The 21,323-nt window shown below is 65.3% G+C and carries 22 protein-coding genes; 15 read left to right on the top strand and 7 right to left on the bottom strand.

All coding sequences use genetic code 11. From position 1 onward, the window contains the following. The first annotated feature begins 119 nt into the window (after positions 1-119). The 4 genes from AC1RR3_RS24810 (at position 120) to AC1RR3_RS24795 (ending at position 3,313) form a co-directional block, all read left to right on the top strand. The gene (locus AC1RR3_RS24810) at positions 120-869 is read left to right on the top strand and encodes an electron transfer flavoprotein subunit beta/FixA family protein (protein ID WP_492825705.1); all 750 of its coding nucleotides are present in this window, start codon (positions 120-122) and stop codon (positions 867-869) included. Next, on the top strand, positions 869-1,813 hold the full coding sequence (locus tag AC1RR3_RS24805; RefSeq protein WP_492825704.1) for an electron transfer flavoprotein subunit alpha/FixB family protein: 945 nt from the start codon (positions 869-871) through the stop codon (positions 1,811-1,813). Before AC1RR3_RS24810 ends, AC1RR3_RS24805 begins: the two co-directional genes overlap by 1 nt. Before the next feature lie 210 nt (positions 1,814-2,023). Beyond that, positions 2,024-2,905, top strand: a complete 882-nt coding sequence (locus AC1RR3_RS24800; RefSeq protein ID WP_492825703.1) for a 3-hydroxybutyryl-CoA dehydrogenase — start codon at positions 2,024-2,026, stop codon at positions 2,903-2,905. A 213-nt stretch (positions 2,906-3,118) separates the two neighbouring features. Next, positions 3,119-3,313, top strand: coding sequence for a hypothetical protein (locus AC1RR3_RS24795; RefSeq protein ID WP_492825702.1), 195 nt, complete (start codon positions 3,119-3,121; stop codon positions 3,311-3,313). Between the two features lie 11 nt (positions 3,314-3,324). On the opposite strand, the gene tlpA is transcribed toward AC1RR3_RS24795, so the two are convergent. Next, entirely contained in the window at positions 3,325-3,990 is a 666-nt protein-coding gene (gene tlpA / locus AC1RR3_RS24790) for a thiol:disulfide interchange protein TlpA (RefSeq protein ID WP_492825727.1), read from the bottom strand. A 101-nt stretch (positions 3,991-4,091) separates the two neighbouring features. Between tlpA and argH the strand changes: the two genes are divergently transcribed. The 3 genes from argH (at position 4,092) to lysA (ending at position 7,162) form a co-directional block, all read left to right on the top strand. Further along, positions 4,092-5,489, top strand: coding sequence for an argininosuccinate lyase (argH, locus tag AC1RR3_RS24785; RefSeq protein WP_492825701.1), 1,398 nt, complete (start codon positions 4,092-4,094; stop codon positions 5,487-5,489). A gap of 93 nt (positions 5,490-5,582) precedes the next feature. After that, positions 5,583-5,873 (top strand): LPS translocon maturation chaperone LptM, encoded by a 291-nt coding sequence (lptM, locus tag AC1RR3_RS24780; RefSeq protein ID WP_492825700.1) that lies wholly within the window; start codon positions 5,583-5,585, stop codon positions 5,871-5,873. 23 nt (positions 5,874-5,896) lie between these two features. Then, positions 5,897-7,162, top strand: coding sequence for a diaminopimelate decarboxylase (gene lysA / locus AC1RR3_RS24775; RefSeq protein WP_492825699.1), 1,266 nt, complete (start codon positions 5,897-5,899; stop codon positions 7,160-7,162). Between the two features lie 146 nt (positions 7,163-7,308). On the opposite strand, the gene AC1RR3_RS24770 is transcribed toward lysA, so the two are convergent. From AC1RR3_RS24770 to AC1RR3_RS24760, 3 genes are all read right to left on the bottom strand, one after another. Continuing rightward, positions 7,309-9,048 carry a tannase/feruloyl esterase family alpha/beta hydrolase gene (locus AC1RR3_RS24770; RefSeq protein WP_492825698.1) on the bottom strand — a complete coding sequence of 580 codons (1,740 nt, stop codon included), beginning with the start codon at positions 9,046-9,048 and terminating at the stop codon, positions 7,309-7,311. 170 nt (positions 9,049-9,218) lie between these two features. After that, positions 9,219-10,127, bottom strand: a complete 909-nt coding sequence (locus AC1RR3_RS24765; protein WP_492825697.1) for an NAD(P)-dependent oxidoreductase — start codon at positions 10,125-10,127, stop codon at positions 9,219-9,221. A gap of 115 nt (positions 10,128-10,242) precedes the next feature. Then, on the bottom strand, positions 10,243-10,626 hold the full coding sequence (locus AC1RR3_RS24760; protein ID WP_045005367.1) for a carboxymuconolactone decarboxylase family protein: 384 nt from the start codon (positions 10,624-10,626) through the stop codon (positions 10,243-10,245). Between the two features lie 169 nt (positions 10,627-10,795). Here AC1RR3_RS24760 and AC1RR3_RS24755 point away from each other — a divergent pair, with 169 nt between their 5' ends. After that, positions 10,796-12,928 (top strand): TIGR02302 family protein, encoded by a 2,133-nt coding sequence (locus AC1RR3_RS24755; protein WP_492825696.1) that lies wholly within the window; start codon positions 10,796-10,798, stop codon positions 12,926-12,928. Positions 12,929-12,931: 3 nt separating this feature from the next. Then, complete coding sequence (locus AC1RR3_RS24750; protein ID WP_492825695.1) at positions 12,932-13,825, top strand: DUF4175 family protein; 894 nt, start codon at positions 12,932-12,934, stop codon at positions 13,823-13,825. 131 nt (positions 13,826-13,956) lie between these two features. Here AC1RR3_RS24750 and AC1RR3_RS24745 read toward each other — a convergent pair whose 3' ends face one another. Beyond that, positions 13,957-14,331, bottom strand: coding sequence for a response regulator (locus AC1RR3_RS24745; protein WP_492825694.1), 375 nt, complete (start codon positions 14,329-14,331; stop codon positions 13,957-13,959). A gap of 103 nt (positions 14,332-14,434) precedes the next feature. Beyond that, positions 14,435-15,313 (bottom strand): MJ0042-type zinc finger domain-containing protein, encoded by an 879-nt coding sequence (locus tag AC1RR3_RS24740; RefSeq protein WP_492825693.1) that lies wholly within the window; start codon positions 15,311-15,313, stop codon positions 14,435-14,437. A gap of 179 nt (positions 15,314-15,492) precedes the next feature. On the opposite strand from AC1RR3_RS24740, the gene ftsE reads away from it, so the two are divergent. The 4 genes from ftsE to AC1RR3_RS24720 all read left to right on the top strand — a co-directional run bounded on the left by ftsE (position 15,493) and on the right by AC1RR3_RS24720 (position 18,932). After that, positions 15,493-16,152: a cell division ATP-binding protein FtsE gene (ftsE, locus tag AC1RR3_RS24735; RefSeq protein ID WP_492825692.1), complete on the top strand. Its 660-nt coding sequence runs from the start codon at positions 15,493-15,495 to the stop codon at positions 16,150-16,152. Further along, positions 16,145-17,113, top strand: coding sequence for a cell division protein FtsX (locus tag AC1RR3_RS24730; RefSeq protein ID WP_492825691.1), 969 nt, complete (start codon positions 16,145-16,147; stop codon positions 17,111-17,113). The genes ftsE and AC1RR3_RS24730 overlap by 8 nt, the downstream gene beginning before the upstream one ends. 327 nt (positions 17,114-17,440) lie before the next feature. Further along, positions 17,441-18,148 (top strand): YdcF family protein, encoded by a 708-nt coding sequence (locus tag AC1RR3_RS24725; protein ID WP_492825690.1) that lies wholly within the window; start codon positions 17,441-17,443, stop codon positions 18,146-18,148. A gap of 10 nt (positions 18,149-18,158) precedes the next feature. Next, the gene (locus AC1RR3_RS24720; RefSeq protein ID WP_492825689.1) at positions 18,159-18,932 is read left to right on the top strand and encodes a lysophospholipid acyltransferase family protein; all 774 of its coding nucleotides are present in this window, start codon (positions 18,159-18,161) and stop codon (positions 18,930-18,932) included. Here AC1RR3_RS24720 and AC1RR3_RS24715 read toward each other — a convergent pair. Next, positions 18,929-19,540 carry a gamma-glutamylcyclotransferase gene (locus AC1RR3_RS24715; RefSeq protein WP_492825688.1) on the bottom strand — a complete coding sequence of 204 codons (612 nt, stop codon included), beginning with the start codon at positions 19,538-19,540 and terminating at the stop codon, positions 18,929-18,931. The genes AC1RR3_RS24720 and AC1RR3_RS24715 overlap by 4 nt on opposite strands. A 110-nt stretch (positions 19,541-19,650) precedes the next feature. Here AC1RR3_RS24715 and AC1RR3_RS24710 point away from each other — a divergent pair, with 110 nt between their 5' ends. Further along, positions 19,651-20,835 (top strand): DUF2125 domain-containing protein, encoded by a 1,185-nt coding sequence (locus AC1RR3_RS24710; RefSeq protein WP_492825687.1) that lies wholly within the window; start codon positions 19,651-19,653, stop codon positions 20,833-20,835. A 251-nt stretch (positions 20,836-21,086) separates the two neighbouring features. Further along, positions 21,087-21,314 (top strand): hypothetical protein, encoded by a 228-nt coding sequence (locus AC1RR3_RS24705; RefSeq protein WP_492825686.1) that lies wholly within the window; start codon positions 21,087-21,089, stop codon positions 21,312-21,314. Positions 21,315-21,323 lie beyond the last annotated feature (9 nt).

Below are 21,323 nucleotides of genomic sequence, written 5' to 3'. Positions count from 1 at the left end.
TGAGGTCAGCATTTCCAAGGTCTAAAATTTGGCCTTGTCGCGCGTTGACCGGGCCGGATCAGGCCTTTAGGTTCCGCGCCAGTTGATAACCCCCTCCCAAATTGAGTGAAAGAGGATCGATGAAGGTCTTGGTGCCGGTAAAGCGGGTGGTCGATTACAACGTCAAGGTCCGCGTCAAGAGCGACGGATCAGGCGTTGAACTCGCCAACGTCAAAATGTCCATGAACCCGTTCGACGAGATCGCGGTCGAGGAAGCGCTGCGCCTGAAGGAAGCCGGCAAGGCGACCGAGGTCGTGGTGGTCTCCATCGGACCGGCGCAGGCGTCGGAGACGATCCGCACCGGTCTTGCGATGGGCGCCGATCGCGGCATCCTTGTGAAGGCCGAGGGCACCGTCGAGCCGCTCGCCGTTGCCAAGATCCTCAAGAAGATCGCCGAAGAAGAGCAGCCGGGCCTGATCATTCTCGGCAAGCAGGCGATCGACGACGACAGCAATCAGACCGGCCAGATGCTGGCCGCGCTGCTCGGCTGGTCGCAGGCGACCTTCGCCTCGAAGCTCGAGGTCGAAGGTTCCGACTTCAAGGTCACCCGCGAAGTCGATGGGGGTCTGCAGACCGTGAAGCTGAAGGGACCGGCGATCGTCACCACTGATCTCCGTCTCAACGAGCCGCGCTACGCCTCGCTGCCCAACATCATGAAGGCGAAGAAGAAGCCGATCGCGGAGAAGACCGTCGCCGATTATGGCGTCGATATCGCCGCGCGGCTCGAGGTTCTCAAGACGACTGAGCCGTCGGGCCGCAAGGCGGGCGTCAAGGTCAAGGACGTCGCCGAGCTGGTGTCGAAACTCAAGAACGAAGCCGGGGTGCTCTGATGACGACGCTTCTGATTGCCGAACACGACAATGCGTCGTTGAAGGATACGACCAACAAGGCCCTCACCGCGGCCGCCGCGCTCGGTGCGGATGTCGAGGTGCTGGTGGCGGGCGAGGGTGCCAAGGCCGCCGCGGACGCCGCCGCCAAGCTCGCCGGCGTCAAGAAGGTGCTGCTCGCCGATGGTGCGCTGTACGCGCACGATCTCGCCGAGCCGCTGGCCGCGCTGGTCGTCTCGCTGGCCCCGTCCTATGACGCGATCGTTGCGCCTGCGACCTCGCGCTTCAAGAACGTGATGCCGCGCGTCGCAGCTCTGCTCGACGTCATGCAGGTCTCGGAGATCATCAAGGTGGTCGCCCCCGATACCTATGAGCGTCCGATCTATGCCGGCAACGCCATCCAGACGGTGAAGTCGAAGGACGCCAAGAAGGTCATCACGGTCCGCACCTCCACCTTCGCCGCAGCGGGTGAAGGCGGCAGCGCGCCGGTCGAGAACGTGGCGGCGGCAGCGGATCCCGGCCTGTCGTCTTTCGTCGGCGAGGAAGTCGCCAAGAGCGACCGTCCCGAGCTGACCTCGGCCAAGATCATCGTCTCCGGTGGCCGTGCCATGCAGAGCCGCGAGAACTTCGCCAAGTACATCGAGCCGCTCGCCGACAAGCTCGGCGCCGGCGTCGGCGCCTCGCGCGCCGCGGTGGATGCCGGCTATGCGCCGAACGACTGGCAGGTCGGCCAGACCGGCAAGGTCGTGGCCCCCGAGCTCTATGTCGCGGTGGGCATTTCCGGGGCGATCCAGCATCTGGCCGGCATGAAGGACTCCAAGGTGATCGTCGCGATCAACAAGGACGAGGACGCGCCGATCTTCCAGGTTGCCGATTATGGCCTGGTCGCCGACCTCTACCAGGCGGTTCCTGAGCTCACCGACGCGCTCGCCAAGCTCGGCAAGTAAAAACGCGATAAGAACACCGGCCGGAGTGGTACACTCCGGCCGGTTTTTCTTTTTCGAGGCGTTTTCTTTGGCGTGGGGCACGCCGGGGGAGCGATCCAATCTAGGTTTCGAGCCGAGATTCTGGTTAGATCAAGCTTCTGATTAAATCAGACCCCCCGGCTCAGGGGATTAGGCAGGCGCGATATGCGCGCCGTTCCGGTGGATGACATTATGGCGGCAGTGATCAAGAAGGTCGGCGTGATCGGCGCGGGGCAGATGGGCAATGGCATCGCGCATGTCGCGGCCTTGGCCGGCTTCGATGTGGTGCTCAACGATGTCTCGGCCGACCGCCTGAAGTCGGGCATGGCCACCATCAACGGCAATCTGGCGCGCCAGGTCTCCAAGAAGGCCGTCTCCGAGGACGACAAATCCAAGGCGATGGCGCGCATCAAGCTCGCCGAAAAGCTCGACGACCTCGCCGACTGCGACCTCGTGATCGAGACTGCGGTCGAGAAGGAAGAGGTCAAGCGCAAGATCTTCCACGAGCTCTGCGCGGTGTTGAAGCCCGAGGCGATCGTCGCCTCCGATACGTCATCGATCTCGATCACGCGGCTTGCTGCCGCCACCGACCGGCCCGAGCGTTTCATCGGCATTCACTTCATGAATCCGGTGCCGCTGATGGAGCTGGTGGAGCTGATCCGCGGCATCGCTACCGACGATTCCACGTTCGAGGCGTCCAAGGAATTCGTCGCCAAGCTCGGCAAGCAGGTCGCGGTCTCCGAGGATTTCCCGGCCTTCATCGTCAACCGCATCCTGCTGCCGATGATCAACGAGGCCATCTACACGCTGTATGAAGGCGTCGGCAACGTCGAGGCGATCGACGCGGCGATGAAGCTTGGCGCGCACCATCCGATGGGCCCGCTGGAGCTCGCCGATTTCATCGGCCTCGATACGTGTCTTTCGATCATGCAGGTCCTGCACGAGGGCCTCGCCGACTCCAAGTACCGCCCGTGCCCGCTGCTGGTGAAATACGTCGAGGCCGGCTGGCTCGGCCGCAAGACCCAGCGCGGGTTCTACGATTACCGCGGCGCCAAGCCGGTTCCGACAAGGTAGGCTGGTTTCGTGCCCCGGACGCAGTGCGAAGCGCTGCAGAGCCGGGGCCCAGAGACGGCCTGCGCGCTGAAGCATGGGTCCCGGCTCTGCGTCGCGTCATTGCATGCGGCGCCGCGTCCGGGACACGGGCCGCGCCCACCCTACGGCACTGTGACGATTCATGTCGCATTAACCCATCGCCTCTAGGCTGCGCCCGTAAATAGGGTTCGCGTAATGGACATGATGGCAATGGTCAGCACCATGCTGGCCTCTCAGCAAGGCGCGCTGCAGTCGAATATCTCGGCGACGCTGATGAAGCAGAACGCGGATATGGAGAAATCCACCGTCCTGACATTGCTCGGCGCGGGTCAGCCGTCGCTTGCCAATGTCGGCGCTGGCGTCGGCGGCAATCTCAACGTCACAGCTTAAGACATCACCTCTTAGAACGACGCGGCCGCCGGGCCCAATGCGCCCCGGATCAGCTTGAGCGCGTCCTCGCTCGCCCATTCCGCCGGCCCCGCGATCGTCGCGATTTCGCAGCCCTGCGGGTCGACCAGCACCGAGGTCGGCATGCCCAGGGCCCGGCCTATGGCCTTAAGATCCTGGAAAACCTTGGCTTTTTGGTCGTTGAAATAGCCCAGCCGGGTCAGATTGGCGTCTTTCAGGAAGCTCTTGGGCTTCTCGGGGTCGCGGGTATCGATATTGATCGCCACCACCTCGAAATTCGGGCCCGACAGCTTGCCCTGGAGCTCGTCCAGCGCCGGCATCTCCTTTCGGCAGGGCACGCACCAGGTGGCCCAGAGGTTCACCAGCAGCGTCTTGCCGCGGAAATCGGACAGCTTTCTCGCCTTGCCGTCGGAATCCTCGAAGGTGAGATCGGGCAGCTTCAGGGGTGCGCTTGCCATGGTCAGCGCGGCCACCTCGCCATGGGCAAGCGGAGCGATCCTCAAGGCCGTCGCCACCGCCGGCTTGCAGGTCGGATCGCCTGACGGCGACCGGCTGAGGCCCAGCCCATACAGCGCGGCAAAGCCGGCCAGCCCGCCGACCGCCACAGTGGCGATGACGAGGGGGATCCGGCGCGTGGCGGAGGGCTTCCTGTCGAGCATATCGTTTGTCATCCGGTCGCAGATATGGCTATCAGAGGCCTCTTAATACGGCTGGCTGCGGCCAGCAAATCTGCGGCAAGGCAAGGCGTGAGCAGGGGATCATGAGCAACAAGATGTGGGGCGGCCGGTTCTCGGAACGTCCCGATGAGATCATGGAAGAGATCAACGTCTCCATCGACGTCGATCGTCACCTCTTCGCCCAGGACATTGCCGCGTCCAAGGCCCACGCCGCGATGCTTGCCACGCAGGGCATCATTACGGCCTCTGATGCGAAAAATATCGGCAAGGGTCTAGACACGATTTTGTCAGAGATCGGCAAGGGCGGCTTCACGTTCAAGCGCGCGCTCGAGGACATTCACATGAATGTCGAGAGCCGTCTGTCCGAGCTGATCGGTCCCGCCGCCGGCCGCCTGCACACCGCGCGCTCGCGCAACGACCAGGTCGCGACCGATTTCCGTCTCTACGTCCGCGATGTCCTCGACGAGACCGATGCCGCGCTCGCCGCGTTCCAGGCCGCGCTGGTCAATCGCGCGCTCGAACATGCCGCGACCGTGATGCCCGGCTTCACGCATCTCCAGACCGCGCAGCCCGTGACCTTCGGCCACCATCTGCTCGCCTATGTCGAGATGGCCGCGCGCGACCGCGGCCGTTTCCAGGACGCGCGCAAGCGACTGAACGAATCGCCGCTCGGCGCCGCCGCGCTGGCCGGCACCTCGTTCCCGATCGACCGGCACGCCACCGCGAAGGCGCTCGGCTTCGATCGCCCGATGGCGAACTCGCTCGATGCGGTCTCCGACCGCGACTTCGTGCTGGAGACCTTGTCGGCGGCCTCGATCTGCGCCGTGCACATGTCGCGCTTCGCCGAGGAGATCGTGATCTGGACCTCACCGCTGGTGGGCCTGATCTGCCTCAGCGACAAGTTCACCACTGGATCCTCGATCATGCCGCAGAAGCGCAATCCTGACGCCGCCGAGCTCGTGCGCGCCAAGACCGGCCGCGTCATCGGCGCGCTCAATGGTCTGTTGATCGTGATGAAGGGCCTGCCGCTCGCCTATCAAAAGGACATGCAGGAGGACAAGCAGGGCGCCATGGAGGGCTTTGCCGCGTTGTCGCTCGCGATCCGCGCCATGACCGGCATGGTCCGCGACCTCGAGCCTGACGAGGCCAAGATGCAGGCCGCCGCAGGCGAGGGCTATGCCACCGCGACCGATCTCGCCGACTGGCTGGTGCGGACGCTGAAGATGCCGTTCCGCGACGCCCACCACGTCACCGGCCGCATCGTCGCCAAGGCCGCCGAGGGCGGTGTCGCGCTGCACGAGCTGCCGCTCAAGGAGATGCAGGCGATCGAGCCCAGGATCACCAAGGATGTGCTCGGCGTGCTCTCGGTCGAATCGTCGGTGAAGAGCCGGACCAGTTTTGGCGGTACCGCGCCGAAGAACGTGGCGGCTCAGGCCAAGGCCTGGGCCAAGCGGCTGGAAAAAGAGCGAAAATTGGGCTGAAGGCAAAATTTCGCTTATGTTTCATGGTCATCCGGCTCTCGCCAGAGCGCGCCAATCTCTGTATGGTGCGCCCCGCGTAGTGGGGATTTCGTCGTGACGTCAAAGTTTCGCCCGGCCGGCTCGGGGTGGGCCATCATTGTCTTGAGCCTGACGGCGCTTGCGCTGGCCGGCTGCGGCCGCAAGGGCCCGCTGGATCTGCCGCCGACCGCCTCCAGCGCGTCGACGGCCAATGTCGCAGCTCCGACCGACACCGAGACCGAAGCCCAGAAGACGCCGAGCGTGTTCAACCCCACCTATGGTGCGGATGCAGATCCCGCGGCGCCCAAGGGCAAGAAAAGATCGTTTGTTCTCGACCCGCTCCTGGACGAAAGACCCAGCAAATAAGCTGGGGCAACTGAGCCAACGCCATGAACCATTTCGACTATCGCAACGGCGTGCTGCACGCCGAGGCGGTGAATCTGTCCGAGCTGGCCGCAACAATCGGCACGCCGTTCTATTGCTATTCGACCGCGACGCTGGAGCGGCATTACCGCGTCTTCGCCGATGCTTTCGCCGGCGAGAAGGTGCTGGTCTGCTACGCCATGAAGGCGAACTCCAACCAGTCGGTGCTGCGCACACTGGCGAAGTTAGGGGCCGGCGCCGACGTGGTCTCCGGCGGTGAACTGAAGCGTGCGCTGGCCGCCGGCATTCCCGCGAGCAAGATCCTGTTCTCCGGCGTCGGCAAGACCGAGACCGAGCTGCGCGCTGCGCTCGCCGCCGACATCCTCTGCCTCAACGTCGAATCCGAGCCCGAGCTCGAGCTGCTCGCGCGCCTTGCGACCGAAATGGGCAAGACCGCGCGCATCTCCATCCGCGTCAATCCCGACGTCGATGCCGGCACGCACGCAAAAATCTCGACCGGCAAGTCCGAGAACAAGTTCGGCATCCCGCTCGCACATGCCCGCGAGGTCTACGCGCGGGCCGCGAAGCTGCCCGGCATCCAGGTGACCGGCACCGACGTGCATATCGGCAGCCAGATCACCGATCTCTCCAAGATGGAGGCCGCGTTCCGCATCCTCTCCGAATTCGTGCAGACGCTGCGTGCCGACGGCCACGACATCTCGCATGTCGATTTCGGCGGCGGCCTCGGCATTCCCTATTACATGGACCGCGAGGCGCCGCCGGCGCCCGATGCCTATGCTGCCATGGTCAAGCGCGTCAGCCACAATCTCGGCTGCACGCTGATGTTCGAGCCCGGCCGCATGATCGTCGGCAATGCCGGCATCCTGGTCGCCAAGGTGATCTATGTGAAGCACGGCGACGGCAAGAATTTCGTCATCATCGATGCCGCGATGAACGATTTGATCCGGCCGACGCTGTACGAAGCCCATCACGACATCCTGCCGGTGACGCAAGCCCCGAAGGGCGCGGCCACCATCATGGCCGATGTCGTCGGCCCGGTCTGCGAGACCGGCGACTATCTCGCGCTCGATCGCGCGCTGCCGACGCCGAAAGCGGGCGATCTCCTCGCCATCATGACCGCGGGCGCCTATGGCGCCGTGCAGGCCGGCACCTACAACACGCGGCCGCTGGTGCCGGAGGTGCTCGTGAAGGGCGATCAATACGCGGTGGTGCGCCCGCGCATTGAGGTCGAGCAGCTGATCGCGATGGATAAGCCGGCGCCGTGGCTTTGAGTGATTGACCGTAGTCCGGATGGAGCGAAGCGAAATCCGGGACAGTCTCTCGGCGGCGCCCTCGGCCCCGGATTTCGCTTTGCTCCATCCGGGCTACGACCTGACGAAACGCCGGCGAGCCGATGCTCGCCGGCGTTTCGCGTTCGTCACGGCCCGTATTTCGGAGCCGGCTTCTGGTTGAAATCGTTCTCGTCGGTGATGCAGGTGAAGTTCGCTGCATTGTTGGTGTCGCCGTTGCCGTTGTACTTCGCGACCTTCGGGAAGACGCAGAGCGGGCGCGTCATCTGGACCGCGGGCGGCGTATCGGCCACGAACTTCGTGGCGAGGATCGTCTCCGGCGCGACGCCCGCCTCGACCCATTTGACGAGCGGTGTGAGCGCATCGAACGTATTGGGACCGGGCCCGCCTGAGCAATGGTACATCCCGGGCACCATGAACAGGCGCGCATAGCTCTGGGTCCGCCGCAGCGCCGGATTGCCATGTCCGTCCGCGTGATCGAAGAAGCTGGCCTGTTGGAAGCCCTGACCTTCATTCCCCACGAGCGCGAGGAAATAGTTGATGCTGCTCTGTGACGGGATCAGCGGATCGGCCCAGCCGTGGTACATCAGCAGCTTGCCGCCGTGCCCTCTGAACTCGCTGAGATCGGTGCTGGTGGCGTTCAGCACCGCCGCAAGCTGATCATCCACCTTGTCGATGTCGCGGTGGAAGTCGAAATTGGCGAAATTGACCGGGCTGGATGGGTAGCCGAAGCTCGGCCCGAACACCCAGTAGAACAGGCCGTCGAAGGCCGGCTCGGGCAGTCGCTCCTGGAACGCCAGACCGAGGGCGGGGATGTCGTCGGTCTCGTTGCCGCGCTGGGAGCCTGGATTGATGATCTGCCCGTTCACCGGGTCGATCGTGCCGGCGTAATATCTCTGCATGGTCGTTACCTGATCGGAGGTCAGGCAGGCGGGTGGGAGGTTGCCACCTTTGCAGAGCAGGACCTTCGGATCGAAACGACAATCGCGCGGATCGGTCAGGAACTGATCGGTGCTGGCGCCGCCGTCCTGGCCGACGCATTGCTTGAGCACGGCCTGGTTGATCAGCGTCATCTGGCCGGTCTGGATGAACCGGCCGGGGCTCGCATGCGTATTCTGCCAGCCATAGAGCCCCGCCATGTGCAGGTGGGTGCGGTTGAATGCGGGAGCGCCCGCCAGGATGCCGTCATAATCGTTGGGGAAGCGCTGCGCCTCCATCAGGGCGTTCTGGCCGCCGGTTGAGCAACCGGCAAAATAGGCTCTCTGCGACCGCTGTCCGTAAAACGCGTTGGCGATTTCCTTGCCGCGCACGGTCATCAGATGGATCGCGCGATAGCCGAAATCCTTGATCCGCTCGGGATGCCCGAACAGGCCGGTCGAAGGGCTCGCGGGGTCGCCGAATTGAATGGCGAGAGGATTGCCCATGTTGCCGGCCGAGCCGCAGAACAGCGGATTGCATCCCGATGACCCCGTGCCGAGGTCGCTGTTGGTCGCGGCAAAGCCGCCCTGGATACCGAGGGCGAGCTCGTTGTAGGTGATTGTGCCCTGGAAGCCGCCGCCTCCAGTGCCGAGGAACCTGCCGTTCCAAGTCGTCTCCGGCAACCAGACTTCGATCTTGATGCTGGAATCCGAACTGGGAATCAGGGTTGCGGTGACGCGACAGAAGGCGGGAAGGCCGGTGATCGGACTCGCGCCAGGCGGGACGAAGGTGCCGGTCGTGTTGTCGTCCGCCGAATTGATCACCGTGTGCTGAAGTTGCAAGGATCGAAGATTGGTGCACGCCGTCGCCATGGCGGGCGAAGTGCCGATTGCGACACAGGCAAACAGGGCCATGGTCGCACCGACAAGTAAGTGTCGATGACGCTTCATTCCGTCCTCCCTGATTTTTTGCAGGCTTGTAGCGAGGACAGGATAGCCCACAACAAATACAACTCAAGGATGAATCGTTGTGTCGCGAGATGGGGAGCGAACTCGCGCTGCGGTTGTGAGGACGTAGCCCGGATGGAGCGCAGCGTAATCCGGGCTACACGAGCGGGGCGCTACTTCCCCGCCAATCCGCCGGTCTTGCCGCCAACCACGACGCCCGCCTTCTTCTCGATCGGCTTGATCGCCGCGGTGAAATCCGACTCGGCGCCTTCTGCGCTGATCACGGTTTCCCAGAGGCGCCCGACCGCGTCGGCGACCTCCATCGACAGCCCGAGCGACTTCATCTCCTCCAGCGCCAGCCGCACGTCCTTCACCATCAGCCCCGTCGCGAAGCCGAAGTCGAAGGTGCGCGGCAGGACCGAGCGCGGAAACTTGTCGCGGCTTGCGGTGTTCATGCCGGAGCCGGAATTGATGACGTCGATCATCACGGCGGGATCGAGCCCGGCCTTCACACCCATCACCACGGCTTCCGACGTCGCCACCATCGCGGTGGCGGACAGGAAATTGTTGGCGAGCTTCATGGTCTGCGCCGCGCCGGGCTTCTCGCCGATGAAGAACACTTTTCCGATCACGTCGAGCGCGGGCTTGAGCAGCTCGAACTCCGCCTTCGGCCCCGACACCATCACCGCAAGCGTGCCCTTCTCGGCGCCGCCGACGCCGCCGGAGACGGGGCAGTCGATCTGCACGATGTCGCGCCTGGCGAGCAGGCCGTGAATCTTCGAAGCCATCGTCGAGCCGACGGTGGAGAGATCGATGAAGCGTTTGGCGCGCTTGCCCGCGATCACGCCGTTCGCTCCCGTGGCAACTTCAAGCGAGGCCTGCAGCGACGGCAGGCTCGCCATCACGGTCTCGACCTGGTCGGCGACGTCCTTGGGTGATGTCGCAGCAGTGGCGCCGCGCGCCACGAGCTTGTCCGTGACCTCCTTGCGCGTGTCGAACACGACGAGCTTGTGACCGGCCTCGATCAGCCGCCGCGCCATCGGGAAACCCATGTTTCCGAGGCCGATGAATCCGATGTCCATGGTGTTTCCTTCGTTCTTCTTGGTTGTTCGTTGGACGTGAAGCGGCGATCATTCTCCGCTCGTCGTCCCGGGCTCGCGCTTTGCGCGCCCGGGACGACGTCGGAGAGAGCTGGCCTCACGCCTTCCCATCGAGCTCCGCGAACACCTCGCGCGCGATCCTGAAACTGTCGACGGCGGCCGGCATGCCGCCATAGATCGCGACCTGCATCAGGATCTCGCGGATCTCGTCGCGGGTGACGCCGTTGGTGAGTGCGCCCTTGAGATGTGCGCGAAACTCGTGCTGGCGGTTGAGGATCGCGATCATGGCGATGTTGAGCATGCTGCGGGTCTTGCGCGGCAGCTCCTCGCGGCCCCACACCGTGCCCCAGCAATATTCGTTGAGCATCTCCTGGAACGGACGGTTGAAGTCGTCGACGTTTTTCAGGGCGTTGTTGACATAGGCTTCCCCCAGCACCGCTTTGCGGACTTCCAGGCCCTTGTCGTGCATCTTCTTGTCCATGTCGTTTCCTCGTTTCCCTCAGGGATGGCGGCGCGGAAATTACGGGGTTGCGGCGGGCCAGTCACGTCCTCGTGTTATGCGGGAAAAGGGGTGTCTCCCGTACAGGAACGGATGCCTCAGTGCTGCCGTTGTGATAGGCTTCTCTCCACCGGGCAACCTGGAGAGCTGATTGAACGGCGTCACCCCCGACCCGTCAGACCCGATCCGCGACGATAATGCTCTGTCGCGGCTGAAGCTGGCGCAGGCCCTCGATCGGGCCATCTATGCCATCGCGTGGGAGCGTGCCTGGCCGAATTTGGCGCGGCTGCTGACCGTGGTCGGCCTGTTCCTGGTGGTGTCCTGGGCGGGTCTGTGGTTTGCGCTGCCGTTCCTCGCCCGTGCCATCGGTCTCGTCATTTTTGCCGGCGTTGCGATTGCCGTCCTGTTCCCGTTGATTCGCTTCCGCTGGCCGAGCCGCGAGGAAGCTTTGAGCCGGCTCGACCGCGGCTCCGGCATCCGTCACCGTCCGGCCACCACGCTCACGGACACGCTGACCTCGCAGGACCCGGTCGCGAAGGTGCTGTGGCAGGCGCAGCGCGAGCGCACGCTGGCCTCGCTCAAGGCCATCCGCGCCGGTCTGCCGCACCCGCGGCTGGCTCTGCATGACCCCTGGGCGCTGCGCGCGCTGGTCATGGTGATGCTGGTTGCGACCTACTTCGCAGCCGGCGATGAGCGCGCGATGCGGCTCGGCGCGGCCTTCGACTGGAATGGCGTGCTGGCTCCGGCCAATGTTCGCGTCGATGCCTGGGTCACCCCGCCGCTCTACACCGGCAAGCCGCCGGTCATCCTGTCGGCCGCCAACAAGGAGGCCGCTGCGCTGCCGGCCTCCGGTCCGCTCGCCGTTCCCGCCGGCTCGACCCTGATCGTGCGCTCTTCCGGCGGCAGCCTCGATGTCGCCGTCTCCGGCGGCCTCAAGGAGGTCGCCCCCACCGAGGCGACGCCGAAGGGCACCAACGAGAAGCACTTTGCCATCGCCGGCGACGGCACCGCGCATGTCCGTGCGCCCTCCGGCCAGCCGCAATGGGCGTTCACGGCAACGCCGGACCGGCCGCCGACGATCGCGCTCGCCAAGGATCCGGAGCGGCAGGCCTACGGCGCGTTGCAGCTCTCCTACAAGATCGAGGACGATTACGGCGTCACCGGCGCCGAGGCGCAGTTCGTCCCGCGTCCCTCCGACGTTCAGGACAATTCCAGGGACGCCAGCAAGGACGCTGACACCAAGGCCGCGCGGCCGCTGTACCAGCCGCCGCAATTCGCGCTCACTTTGCCCAATGCACGCACCCGCAACGGCGTCGGCCAGATGGTGAAGGACCTCAGCGAGGATCCCTATTCCGGCGCGGACGTCACGCTGACGCTGACCGCCAAGGACGAGGCCGGCAACGAGGCTAGAAGCGAGCCCTTCAACATGCGCCTGCCGGGGCGGCTGTTCACCAAGCCGCTCGCCCGCGCGCTGATCGAGCAGCGCCGCATCCTCGCGCTCGACGCCAACAAGAACTCCGACGTCTACGCCGCGCTGGACGCGCTGATGATCGCGCCCGAGATGTTCACGCCGGGGCCCGGGCACTATCTCGGCCTCTACAGCGTCGCGCGTCAGCTCGAGGCGGCGCGCACCGACGATTCCCTGCGGGAGGTCGTGGCGAGCCTGTGGGCGCTGGCGGTGACGATCGAGGACGGCAATATCAGCGACGTCGACAAGGCGCTGCGCGCGGCCCAGGACGCGCTCAAGCAGGCGCTTCAGCGCGGCGCCAGCGACGAAGAGCTCAAGAAGCTCATGGACAATCTGCGCACTGCGCTCGACAACTACATGCGCCAGTACGCGCAGCAGATGCGCAACAATCCGCTGGCGCGTCCGGCCGTCGGCCTTGATGACCAGATGAAGCGGATCGAGCGGCTGATCCAGCGCGGCAACCGCGATGCAGCCGCACGCGAGCTGGATCGTCTGGCACGTCTGCTGGAACGGCCGCCGGGCCCGCCCAGCGCCGAGCAGCGAGAGATGGACGAGATTGCGCGCGAGCTGAACGATCTGCTTCGCGAGCAGAACGCGTTGCGCGACGAAACCGACCGGCAGAGCAAGGACTCCAAGCGCGGTCAGCGCGGCACCAAGCCGCTGCCGCCGAAGGTCGCGGAGATCCTGCGCAAATCGAGAGAGTTGCGGCAGAAGACGCGCGGCGCGACAACCGAGCAGCTCGACGATCTGGCAAAGCAGCAGGAGGCCTTGCGCGAAGAGCTCAGGACCTGGCGTCAATCCCAGGGAGGCAGATAGCTCATGAAGCACACCTCGATTTTGCAGGGCAGGAAGGTTGTGCGGGGAGGGCTTTCGACGGCCGTTCTCGCGCTTGCGCTCTCCTGTTTCGCGGCTTCAACCGCCCTGGCTCAGTCACGCTCTGATCAGCAGAATCTCGATGCGCTGCTCGACAGTGCCGACCGGTCGATGAAGCAATCTACCGACAGCCTGAAGGAGAAGAACTCGGACCAGAGCATCGGCCAGCAGTCCAAGGCGATCAGGGAGATGGAGAAGTATCTCTATCCCGATCCGAACGATCCGTCGGCGTCGCGCGACAGCGCGGATACCCAGGACCGGCAGGAGCAGTTGAAGAAGCGGCTGGAGGCCCTGAAGAAGAAGCTCGCCGAGATGGGGCTGCAGCAGGACGGCCAGAAGGGCCAGCGCGGTCAGAAGCAGCAGGGTCAGCAGGGCCAACAAGGCCAGAACGGCCAGCAGGGCGACGGCGACCAGGATGGCGAGGACGGCTTCGACGCGGCCGAAAACGCCATGGGCGATGCCGGCAGTCAGATCGGCGAAGGCGATGCGGACGGCGCGACGACGTCGCAGGGCAAGGCCATCGATGCCTTGCGCAAGGGCATGCAGGATCTGGCTGACTCCATGGGCGGGCAGCAGAACGGCGAGGGCTCGGAGCCGGGCGATGGCGAAGGTCCCGGCCAGGCAGTCGGTCGCCAGCAGGGCAGCGGCGAACGGACCGATCCGCTCGGCCGGCCGCTCCGTGGCAAGGACTATAGCGACGATTTCACAGTCAAGATTCCCGGCGAGATCGATGCCCAGCGCGCGCGCCGCATCCTCGAAGAGCTGCGCCGTCGCCTCAGCGATCCCGCCCGTCCGCAGATCGAACTCGACTATCTCGAGCGGCTGCTGAAGGATTTTTGACACTCGGTGTCATCGCCCGCGCAGGCGGGCGATCCAGTACTCCGAGACGGTTGTGATTTGATCGAGGGGCTGCGGCGTACTGGATGTCCCGCCTTCGCGGGGCATGACAGCGGAATGTGGTGCGTCGCCCGCTACCCCTTCTTCGCCGCCAGTGCATCCGCCACGGCGGTGCGGATGTCGGCGACCGAGAATGGTTTGGTCACGACGTCATGTACCAGCGCGTTGAGGTTTGAGGCACGCTCGCGCTGGTCGGCATAGCCGGTCATCAGCAGGATCGTCAGGTCGGGGAAGTCGCGCGCGGCGGACAGCGCCAGCGCGATGCCGTCCATCACAGGCATCTGGATGTCCGTGAGCAGGAGATCGAACGCGCCTGCCTCGCGGGTCAGGATCTCCAGCGCCTCTGCGCCGTCCTGCGCGGTGACGGTCTCGTGGCCGTCCATGGCGATGGCGCGCGCCACCAGCTGGCGCATCGAATCCTCGTCGTCGGCGATCAGAACTTTCGGCATCAGATCAACCCTTGGGGCGAACCTTCCCGTGCGGGATCTCGAGCATGATCCGGAAAAGTGTAGCGGTTTTCCGAAAGCCCATGCTCAAACAACAGCTGCCTGATTATACGCTGCCGCCGGCAATGTCGCGCCGGTTGAAGAAGCGAACGTCGATATTGCGGCCCTCCGGCGGAGGCGAGGCCAGGCGCGAGCGGAAGAAGGCGCGCTCGCCGGGCTGCAGCACGGTCTGCTCCAGCACGGTGTTCCAGGCGTAGATCTCGGCGCCTTGCGCGTCGCGCACCGCAAAGCGCAGCCGCGGGATATCGAGCGGCTTCTTGCCCTGGCCGACGATCACGCCCTCGATCACCAGCACCTGCTTACCGTCAACGGTCTCGCTGGAGAGCTTGACGTCCTTGAAGGCCAGCCCGCGCAGGTTCACCTCCAACCCGACCATCTTGTAGAAGGCCGCGGTCTGCGGCAGCAGCCGCACCATGTCACCGCGCCAGATGACCAGGGCCAGCACCAGCGCGGCCATGGCGGCGCAGGCGGTCGGCAGGCCGAAATAGGATTTTCGTGGCGCCACGGTGGGGACCGGACGCTTCACCCGGGCGCCGCGGCGGCCGAACAGGCCGCGGAACCAGGACTGATGCTGCACACCGACGACCTCCTCTTCGGCCTCCCTGGCGGCAGCCGACCATTCGTCCTCGATCTCCTTGGCGTCCTCGGCGGGCCAGTCGCTGGCGATCGAGGGGCTTTCGACAACAGGGGTATCCGCGGCGCCGTCGTCCTTGGCGTATGAGTTCCATTCTGCGGCGAGGTCGGACTGGTCGTCGGCCTGGCTGGCCGCAGCCATGGCCGGGACGGAGGCCTCCTCGATGGCATCCTCGGCATAGGCGACCCAGGTCTCCTTGCAGCGGGAGCAGCGGACCGTCCGTCCGTTCGCCCCCAGGCTGGCAAGCTTGATGGCGTAGGATGTCGTACAATGGGGGCAGACGATATGCATGGACGAGCCTTGATGCACGGACTGGTCTTGACGATGAGCCGGTCGAGGAGAGCCGGGCACCCCAAATGCTACAGGGCGACCGTTAACGAACCGGAAACCATAACGGCCGCAAAACCCCTTGATCGCGTGTGGCGGAGCGTCGCGCCGCTCCTATCGCCACCTCTCGAACGGAGCTGAGCTTGGTTCGGTTCGAAAATGTCGGATTGCGTTACGGTCTGGGGCCGGAGGTCCTGCGCGACCTCAATTTCCAGATCCCCGCGCATTCCTTCCAGTTCCTCACCGGCCCGTCCGGTGCCGGCAAGACATCACTCTTGCGCCTGTTGTTCCTGTCCCACCGGCCGACGCGCGGCCTCGTCAACCTGTTCGGCCACGACATCTCGCAGCTCGGCAAGGACGAGATCGCGGACTTGCGCAAGCGCATCGGCATCGTGCTCCAGGATTTCCGCCTGCTCGATCATATGACGACCTACGAGAATGTCGCGCTGCCGTTCCGCGTCATGGGCCGCAGCGAGTCGAGCTATCGCAAGGAGGTCATCGACCTCCTGAAATGGGTCGGTCTCGGCGAACGCATGGACGCGCTGCCGCCGATCCTGTCCGGCGGCGAGAAGCAGCGCGCGGCGATCGCGCGCGCGGTGATCTCGCGGCCGCAGCTGCTGCTCGCGGACGAGCCGACCGGAAGCGTCGATCCGACGCTCGGCCGCCGCCTGCTGCGGCTCTTCATCGAGCTCAACAAATCAGGCACCGCGGTCATCATCGCCACCCACGACATCGGCCTGATGGACCAGTACGAGGCACGGCGGCTGGTGCTGCACCAGGGACGGCTGCACGTCTATGAATAGGACCGACGAACGCGGCGTGCTGGTCGATCTCGGACAGGAGCGTCCGCAGCTTCCGGCCAAGGCGCGCAACATGTCGCCGATCGTGCCGCGTGCCTCGATCCACGGCCGTGCGCTGGTCGCCGTCGTCGCCATCATGACCTTCCTCGCGTCGATGACGACGGGCACCGTGCTGCTGGTCAGCGCCTCCGCCGCGGAATGGCAGTCGGATGTCGCGAGCGAAATCACCATCCAGGTTCGGCCGCAGACCGGTCGCGATCTCGATCGCGACACCGCGGCGGTGACCGAGGCCATGCGCGCGCAGGCCGGCATCGTCGAGGTCAAGCCTTTCACCAAGGACGAGAGCGGCAAGCTGCTCGAGCCCTGGCTCGGCACCGGCCTGTCGATGGACGATCTGCCGGTGCCGCGCATGATCATCGCGCGCGTGCAGCCCGGCACGGCGCTCGATCTCGGCGCCTTGCGCGCGCGCGTGACGCAAGTGGCGCCGAGCGCCAGCGTCGACGATCACCGCGCCTGGATCGAGCGCATGCGCTCGATGACCAATGCCACGGTGCTCGCCGGGCTCGGCATCCTTGCGCTCGTCATCATCGCGACCATCATCTCGGTCTCGTTCGCGACCCGCGGCGCCATGGCTGCGAACCGTCCGATCGTGGAGGTGCTGCATTTCGTCGGTGCCGGCGATCGCTACATCGCCAACCGCTTCCTGCGCCATTTCCTCCGACTGGGCTTGGAAGGCGGCGTGATCGGCGGCGGCGCCGCCATGCTGGTGTTCGGCTTCTCCGAGTCGATCGCCGGCTGGTTTTCCGGGACCCCTGTTGGCGATCAGTTCGCGGCCCTGCTCGGCACCTTCTCGCTGCGGCCGTCCGGCTACATCGTGCTTGCGGTGCAGGCGGTCCTGATCGGCGCCATCACCGCCGTCGCCTCGCGCCAGACGCTGTTCGCGACGTTGAATGATGTGGATTGAGGTTTCTTCGCCTCTCCCCGCTTGCGGGGAGAGGCCGGAATGCGCGCTGAAAGCGCGGATTCCGGGTGAGGGGGACTGTCCGCGAGTCCGTCTGATTCCGTCCCTGCGGAGACTCCCCCTCACCCCAACCCTCTCAGCGCGAGCGAAGCTCGTCGCGGCCCCGCATCCGCCTTCGCCAAGGCTTCGGCGGACAGGAGCGGGGCGAGGGGGCGCACCACCGACGCGGATAGAGTTGTGGTCCGTTGCGTTGGTAGAGCCAAATAAACCGGACTCCACTTCGCCTCAAAACGTCTTAAAATCATCCGGGGAAGGGATCACCGACATCGCATGACCTCGCCGAACGACGATCGATCGCCGAAATTGCCGCGCGGCTGGCTGCGCGCGGCATTGGTGTCGACGATCGCGCTCGCCTTCGTCGGCGCGGCGGCGGGCTTCGTCGCGTTCCTGTCGCAGTTGCGCGGCGCCGAGATCGCGCCCGACCGCAAGGCGGATGGCATCGTGGTCCTGACCGGCGGCTCCTCGCGGGTGTCGGATGCGATGGAGCTGCTCGCTGCCGGCTACGGCAAGCGGCTGCTGATCTCCGGCGTGCATCCGACTTCGACGGCAAGCGACATCTCCCGAACCCTGCCGGAGAACCAGTCCTTCATGACCTGCTGCGTCGACCTCGACCGCACTGCGCTGTCGACCCGCGGCAACGCGGCGGAAGCGCGGCGCTGGGCCGAGGGACGCGGCTTCAGATCGCTGATCGTGGTCACCTCGAACTATCACATGCCGCGCGCGCTGGTGGAGTTCTCGCACGCGATGCCGGAGACGGTTCTGATTCCGTTCGCGGTGGTCGGTGACAAATGGCGGGAGGAGCCGTGGTGGACCTCGGCGTCCACTTTGCGGTTGTTGATGTCGGAATATGTCAAGTACATCGCGGCCGAGCTCAGGGTCCGGCTGGAGGATTTCGGGATTGACCTTTCGCCCGAGATGTCGGAGCAGCCTGCAGGCCAGCAGCCGAAGCGGCCCGCCACCGCCCAGGCCGTCAATTGATGGACCGTCGATGTTCTTGATTTTCCTGCGCTCGCTCGTGTTCAACGTGCTGTTCTACGCCGTGCTGGTGTGCCTTGCGATCGTGGCGCTGCCGACCTTCGCCTTGCCGCCACGGGCCATGCTGACGGTCGCGCAATGGTGGGCGAAGGCGACGCTGGTCCTGATGCGCCTGGTCTGCAACATCAAGGTAGAATTCCGTGGCGTCGAGAAGATCCCGCAGGGACCGCTGGTGATCGCGGCCAAGCACCAGTCGTTCTGGGAGACCTTCGTGCTGCCGGGCTTCTTCGACCGCCCGATCTTCATCCTCAAGCGCCAGCTCATGCAGATCCCGGTGTTCGGTCAGTTCCTGGTCAAGACCGGGATGATCGCGATCGACCGCAAGGCCGGCGTGAAGGCGCTGCTGGACATGACGCGGCGGGCGCGCGATGCGGTGCGCGGCGGAAGGCAGCTCGTGATCTTTCCAGAAGGCACACGCCGCGCGCCGGGTGCTGCGCCCGACTACAAGACCGGCTTTGCGCAGATCTATTCGTCCTGCGGCGTGCAGTGCCTGCCGATCGCGCTCAATTCCGGCCTGTTCTGGCCGCGCCGCACTTTCATGCGCTACCCCGGCACGCTCGTGGTCGAGTTCCTCGATCCGCTGCCGCCGGGCCTGCCGAAGGACGAGTTTCTGTCCCGCGTGCAAACGGCCATCGAGGACGCGACCGGCCGCCTCGTCGAAGCGGGCCGGAAAGAGCAGGAGCAGCTGATCGGCAGCGCGCCGAGCTACGCGCCGTCGGAGAGTTAGCGGTTCTCTCGATCCTCCGCGGTAGCCTGCGCGTGCGGGGAATGCGTGTCCCCATGCAGCATGGTCGCGAGCTGATGCAATTGCGTATCGCGAAAACCTTCGGCCTCGATCGCCTTCACTGTCGCGGTCACATAGTCGCGGTTGGCCCCGGACTGGCCATGGCCCTGGACGACATGGCGATGCTGATCGGCAAGCGACAGCCGGCCGGCGTATTGGACATGACCGCGATCGACGACATAGGCGAGCGCGGAGACGCGCTCGCGCGCATCGTTCTCCAGCCACACCGAGCGCATCACCTCGCGATAGACCGACGTCACCTGCTCGCGCGCGCGCAAATAGGCGACGACATCGGCGCGGTTCTCTTCGGCGACGCGGAAGGCGATGCCCCGGCAGGCGCCGCCGCGGTCGAGCCCGAGCACCAGGCCCGGCTTCTCCGGCGTGCCGCGATGCACGAAGGAATAGACGCAGAGCGCCCGATGCTCGCCGACCAGCCGCGCCGGGACGCGTTCCCTGAATTCGAAGCCAGGTCGCCACATCAGCGAGCCATAGCCGAACACCCAGAGGTCGCCCTTGGCTGTCGTGACGGAGGGGAGGGTGATTTCCGACATTTCGGGCACGGCTACCAGAACCGCGCCGCCAAGCGAAGCGAATTCTCCGCCTTTCGGAGCAAGCCAACCTCGCTTACATTTGCCATCATCTGGGGTCAAAGGGTCGCCGCATGTCCGATATGACCGTTGCCGCAGGCCGGCGCTCCCGTTGGGGCCTTTTCATCGCACCCGTTCTCGTCCTGATCCTCGCGGTCGCGTGGAGCTGTTTCTGGTTCTATGCGGCGTCGCAGGCCGAAATCGCCGCAGACGCCTGGCGCGCGCAGGAGGCGAAATCCGGCCGCATCTATGATTGCGCCAAACGCTCGATCGCCGGCTTCCCGTTCCGCTTCGAGGTCCAGTGTTCCGGCGCCAGCGTCGCCCTTGTGTCGCAGAACGCCAGCAAGACGCCGTTCACGGCCAAGCTCGACAACATCCTGGTTATCGCCCAGGTTTACGATCCCAAGCTGGTCATCGCTGAATTTTCCGCGCCGGCGACGCTCACCGACGGCGTCACGCAAAACACCTTTGTCGTGAACTGGAGCAAGGGCCGCAGCAGCGTCGTTGGCTTGCCGGCCGTGCCGGATCGCGCCTCGATCGTGTTCGACGATCCCACCGTCAACCGTCTCGACGGCAGCGTGCAGGTGCCGCTCGCACGCGCCAAGCAGATCGAGCTGCATGGCCGTCTCGCGGACGGATCGCCGGCCGATCATCCCGTGATCGAGACCGTGGCCCATATCGCGCAGGGCAGCATCCAGGGCGTTCATCCCCTGCTCGCCGAGCCGTTCGAAGCCGATACGCGCGCCAAGATCAGCGGCCTTTCCGACCTGACGCCAAAGCCCTGGCCGCAGCGCTTCCGCGAGATCCAGGAGGCAGGCGGCCATATCGAGATCGTGCAGTCGCGCATCCAGCAGGGTGAGATGATCGCAGTCGCGGCCGGCACGCTCGGCCTCTCGGCCAATGGCCGACTCGACGGCGAGTTGCAGATGACGGTGACGGGCCTCGAGCGCGTGATCCCGGCGCTCGGCATCGAGAAAATGCTGGAAGAGGGCGTGCCGCAGGCAACGCTCGATCGCGTCGCGCCCGGCGTCAAGTCGCAGGACCTCAACAACCTGTTCGGCGCGCTCGACCGCGCCGTTCCCGGCCTCGGCAAGGTCATCAAGCAGAATGCCAATGCGGGACTTGCCGCCGGCATCAATTCGATCGGCACCGAGAGCACGCTCGAGGGCAAGAAGGCCCGCAGCTTCCCGCTGAAGTTCGTCGACGGTGCCGTGCTGCTCGGCCCGGTGAAGGTCGGACAGATCCCGCCGTTGTATTGATTGCCGTAGCCCAGATGGCGCGCAGCGAAATCCGGGACAGCGCCAGCCGCATCGAAGAACCCCGGATTACGCGGAGCCTGTCATCGGGCGGCGCTGCGCGCCGACCCGTTGGCTCCATCCGGGCTACGGACGCGCGTCACGGACCCTTCGCCGGATCGTGATTGCACGCCGGGAATGCGAAGCCACGATATCCGCTCTCTCTCCATGTCGGCCGCACGATGAGGCGGCCTGCCCAGGCAGGAGAGAATATCATGACCAAGTCAAAACTGTTCATTGCCGCCATAGCCGTATCGAGCGCGCTTGCGACGCCGGCGCTCGCGCAGTGGCAATGGCAGTCGCAGGAGCCAGCCGCATACGCCTCGATGTATCCGAATGGCGATCGCAACCTCGCGAGCCCCGCGACGCGGGATACGATGGCGTCGGTGCCGTCGGCGAAGTCACCGCGCCCCACGGTGATGCGTGCGACCAAGGGCAAATAACCTCCATCC

The organism is Bradyrhizobium sp. GW821-FHT13H05, assembly GCF_058804065.1.
This window is presented reverse-complemented; position numbering and strand designations above follow the sequence as displayed.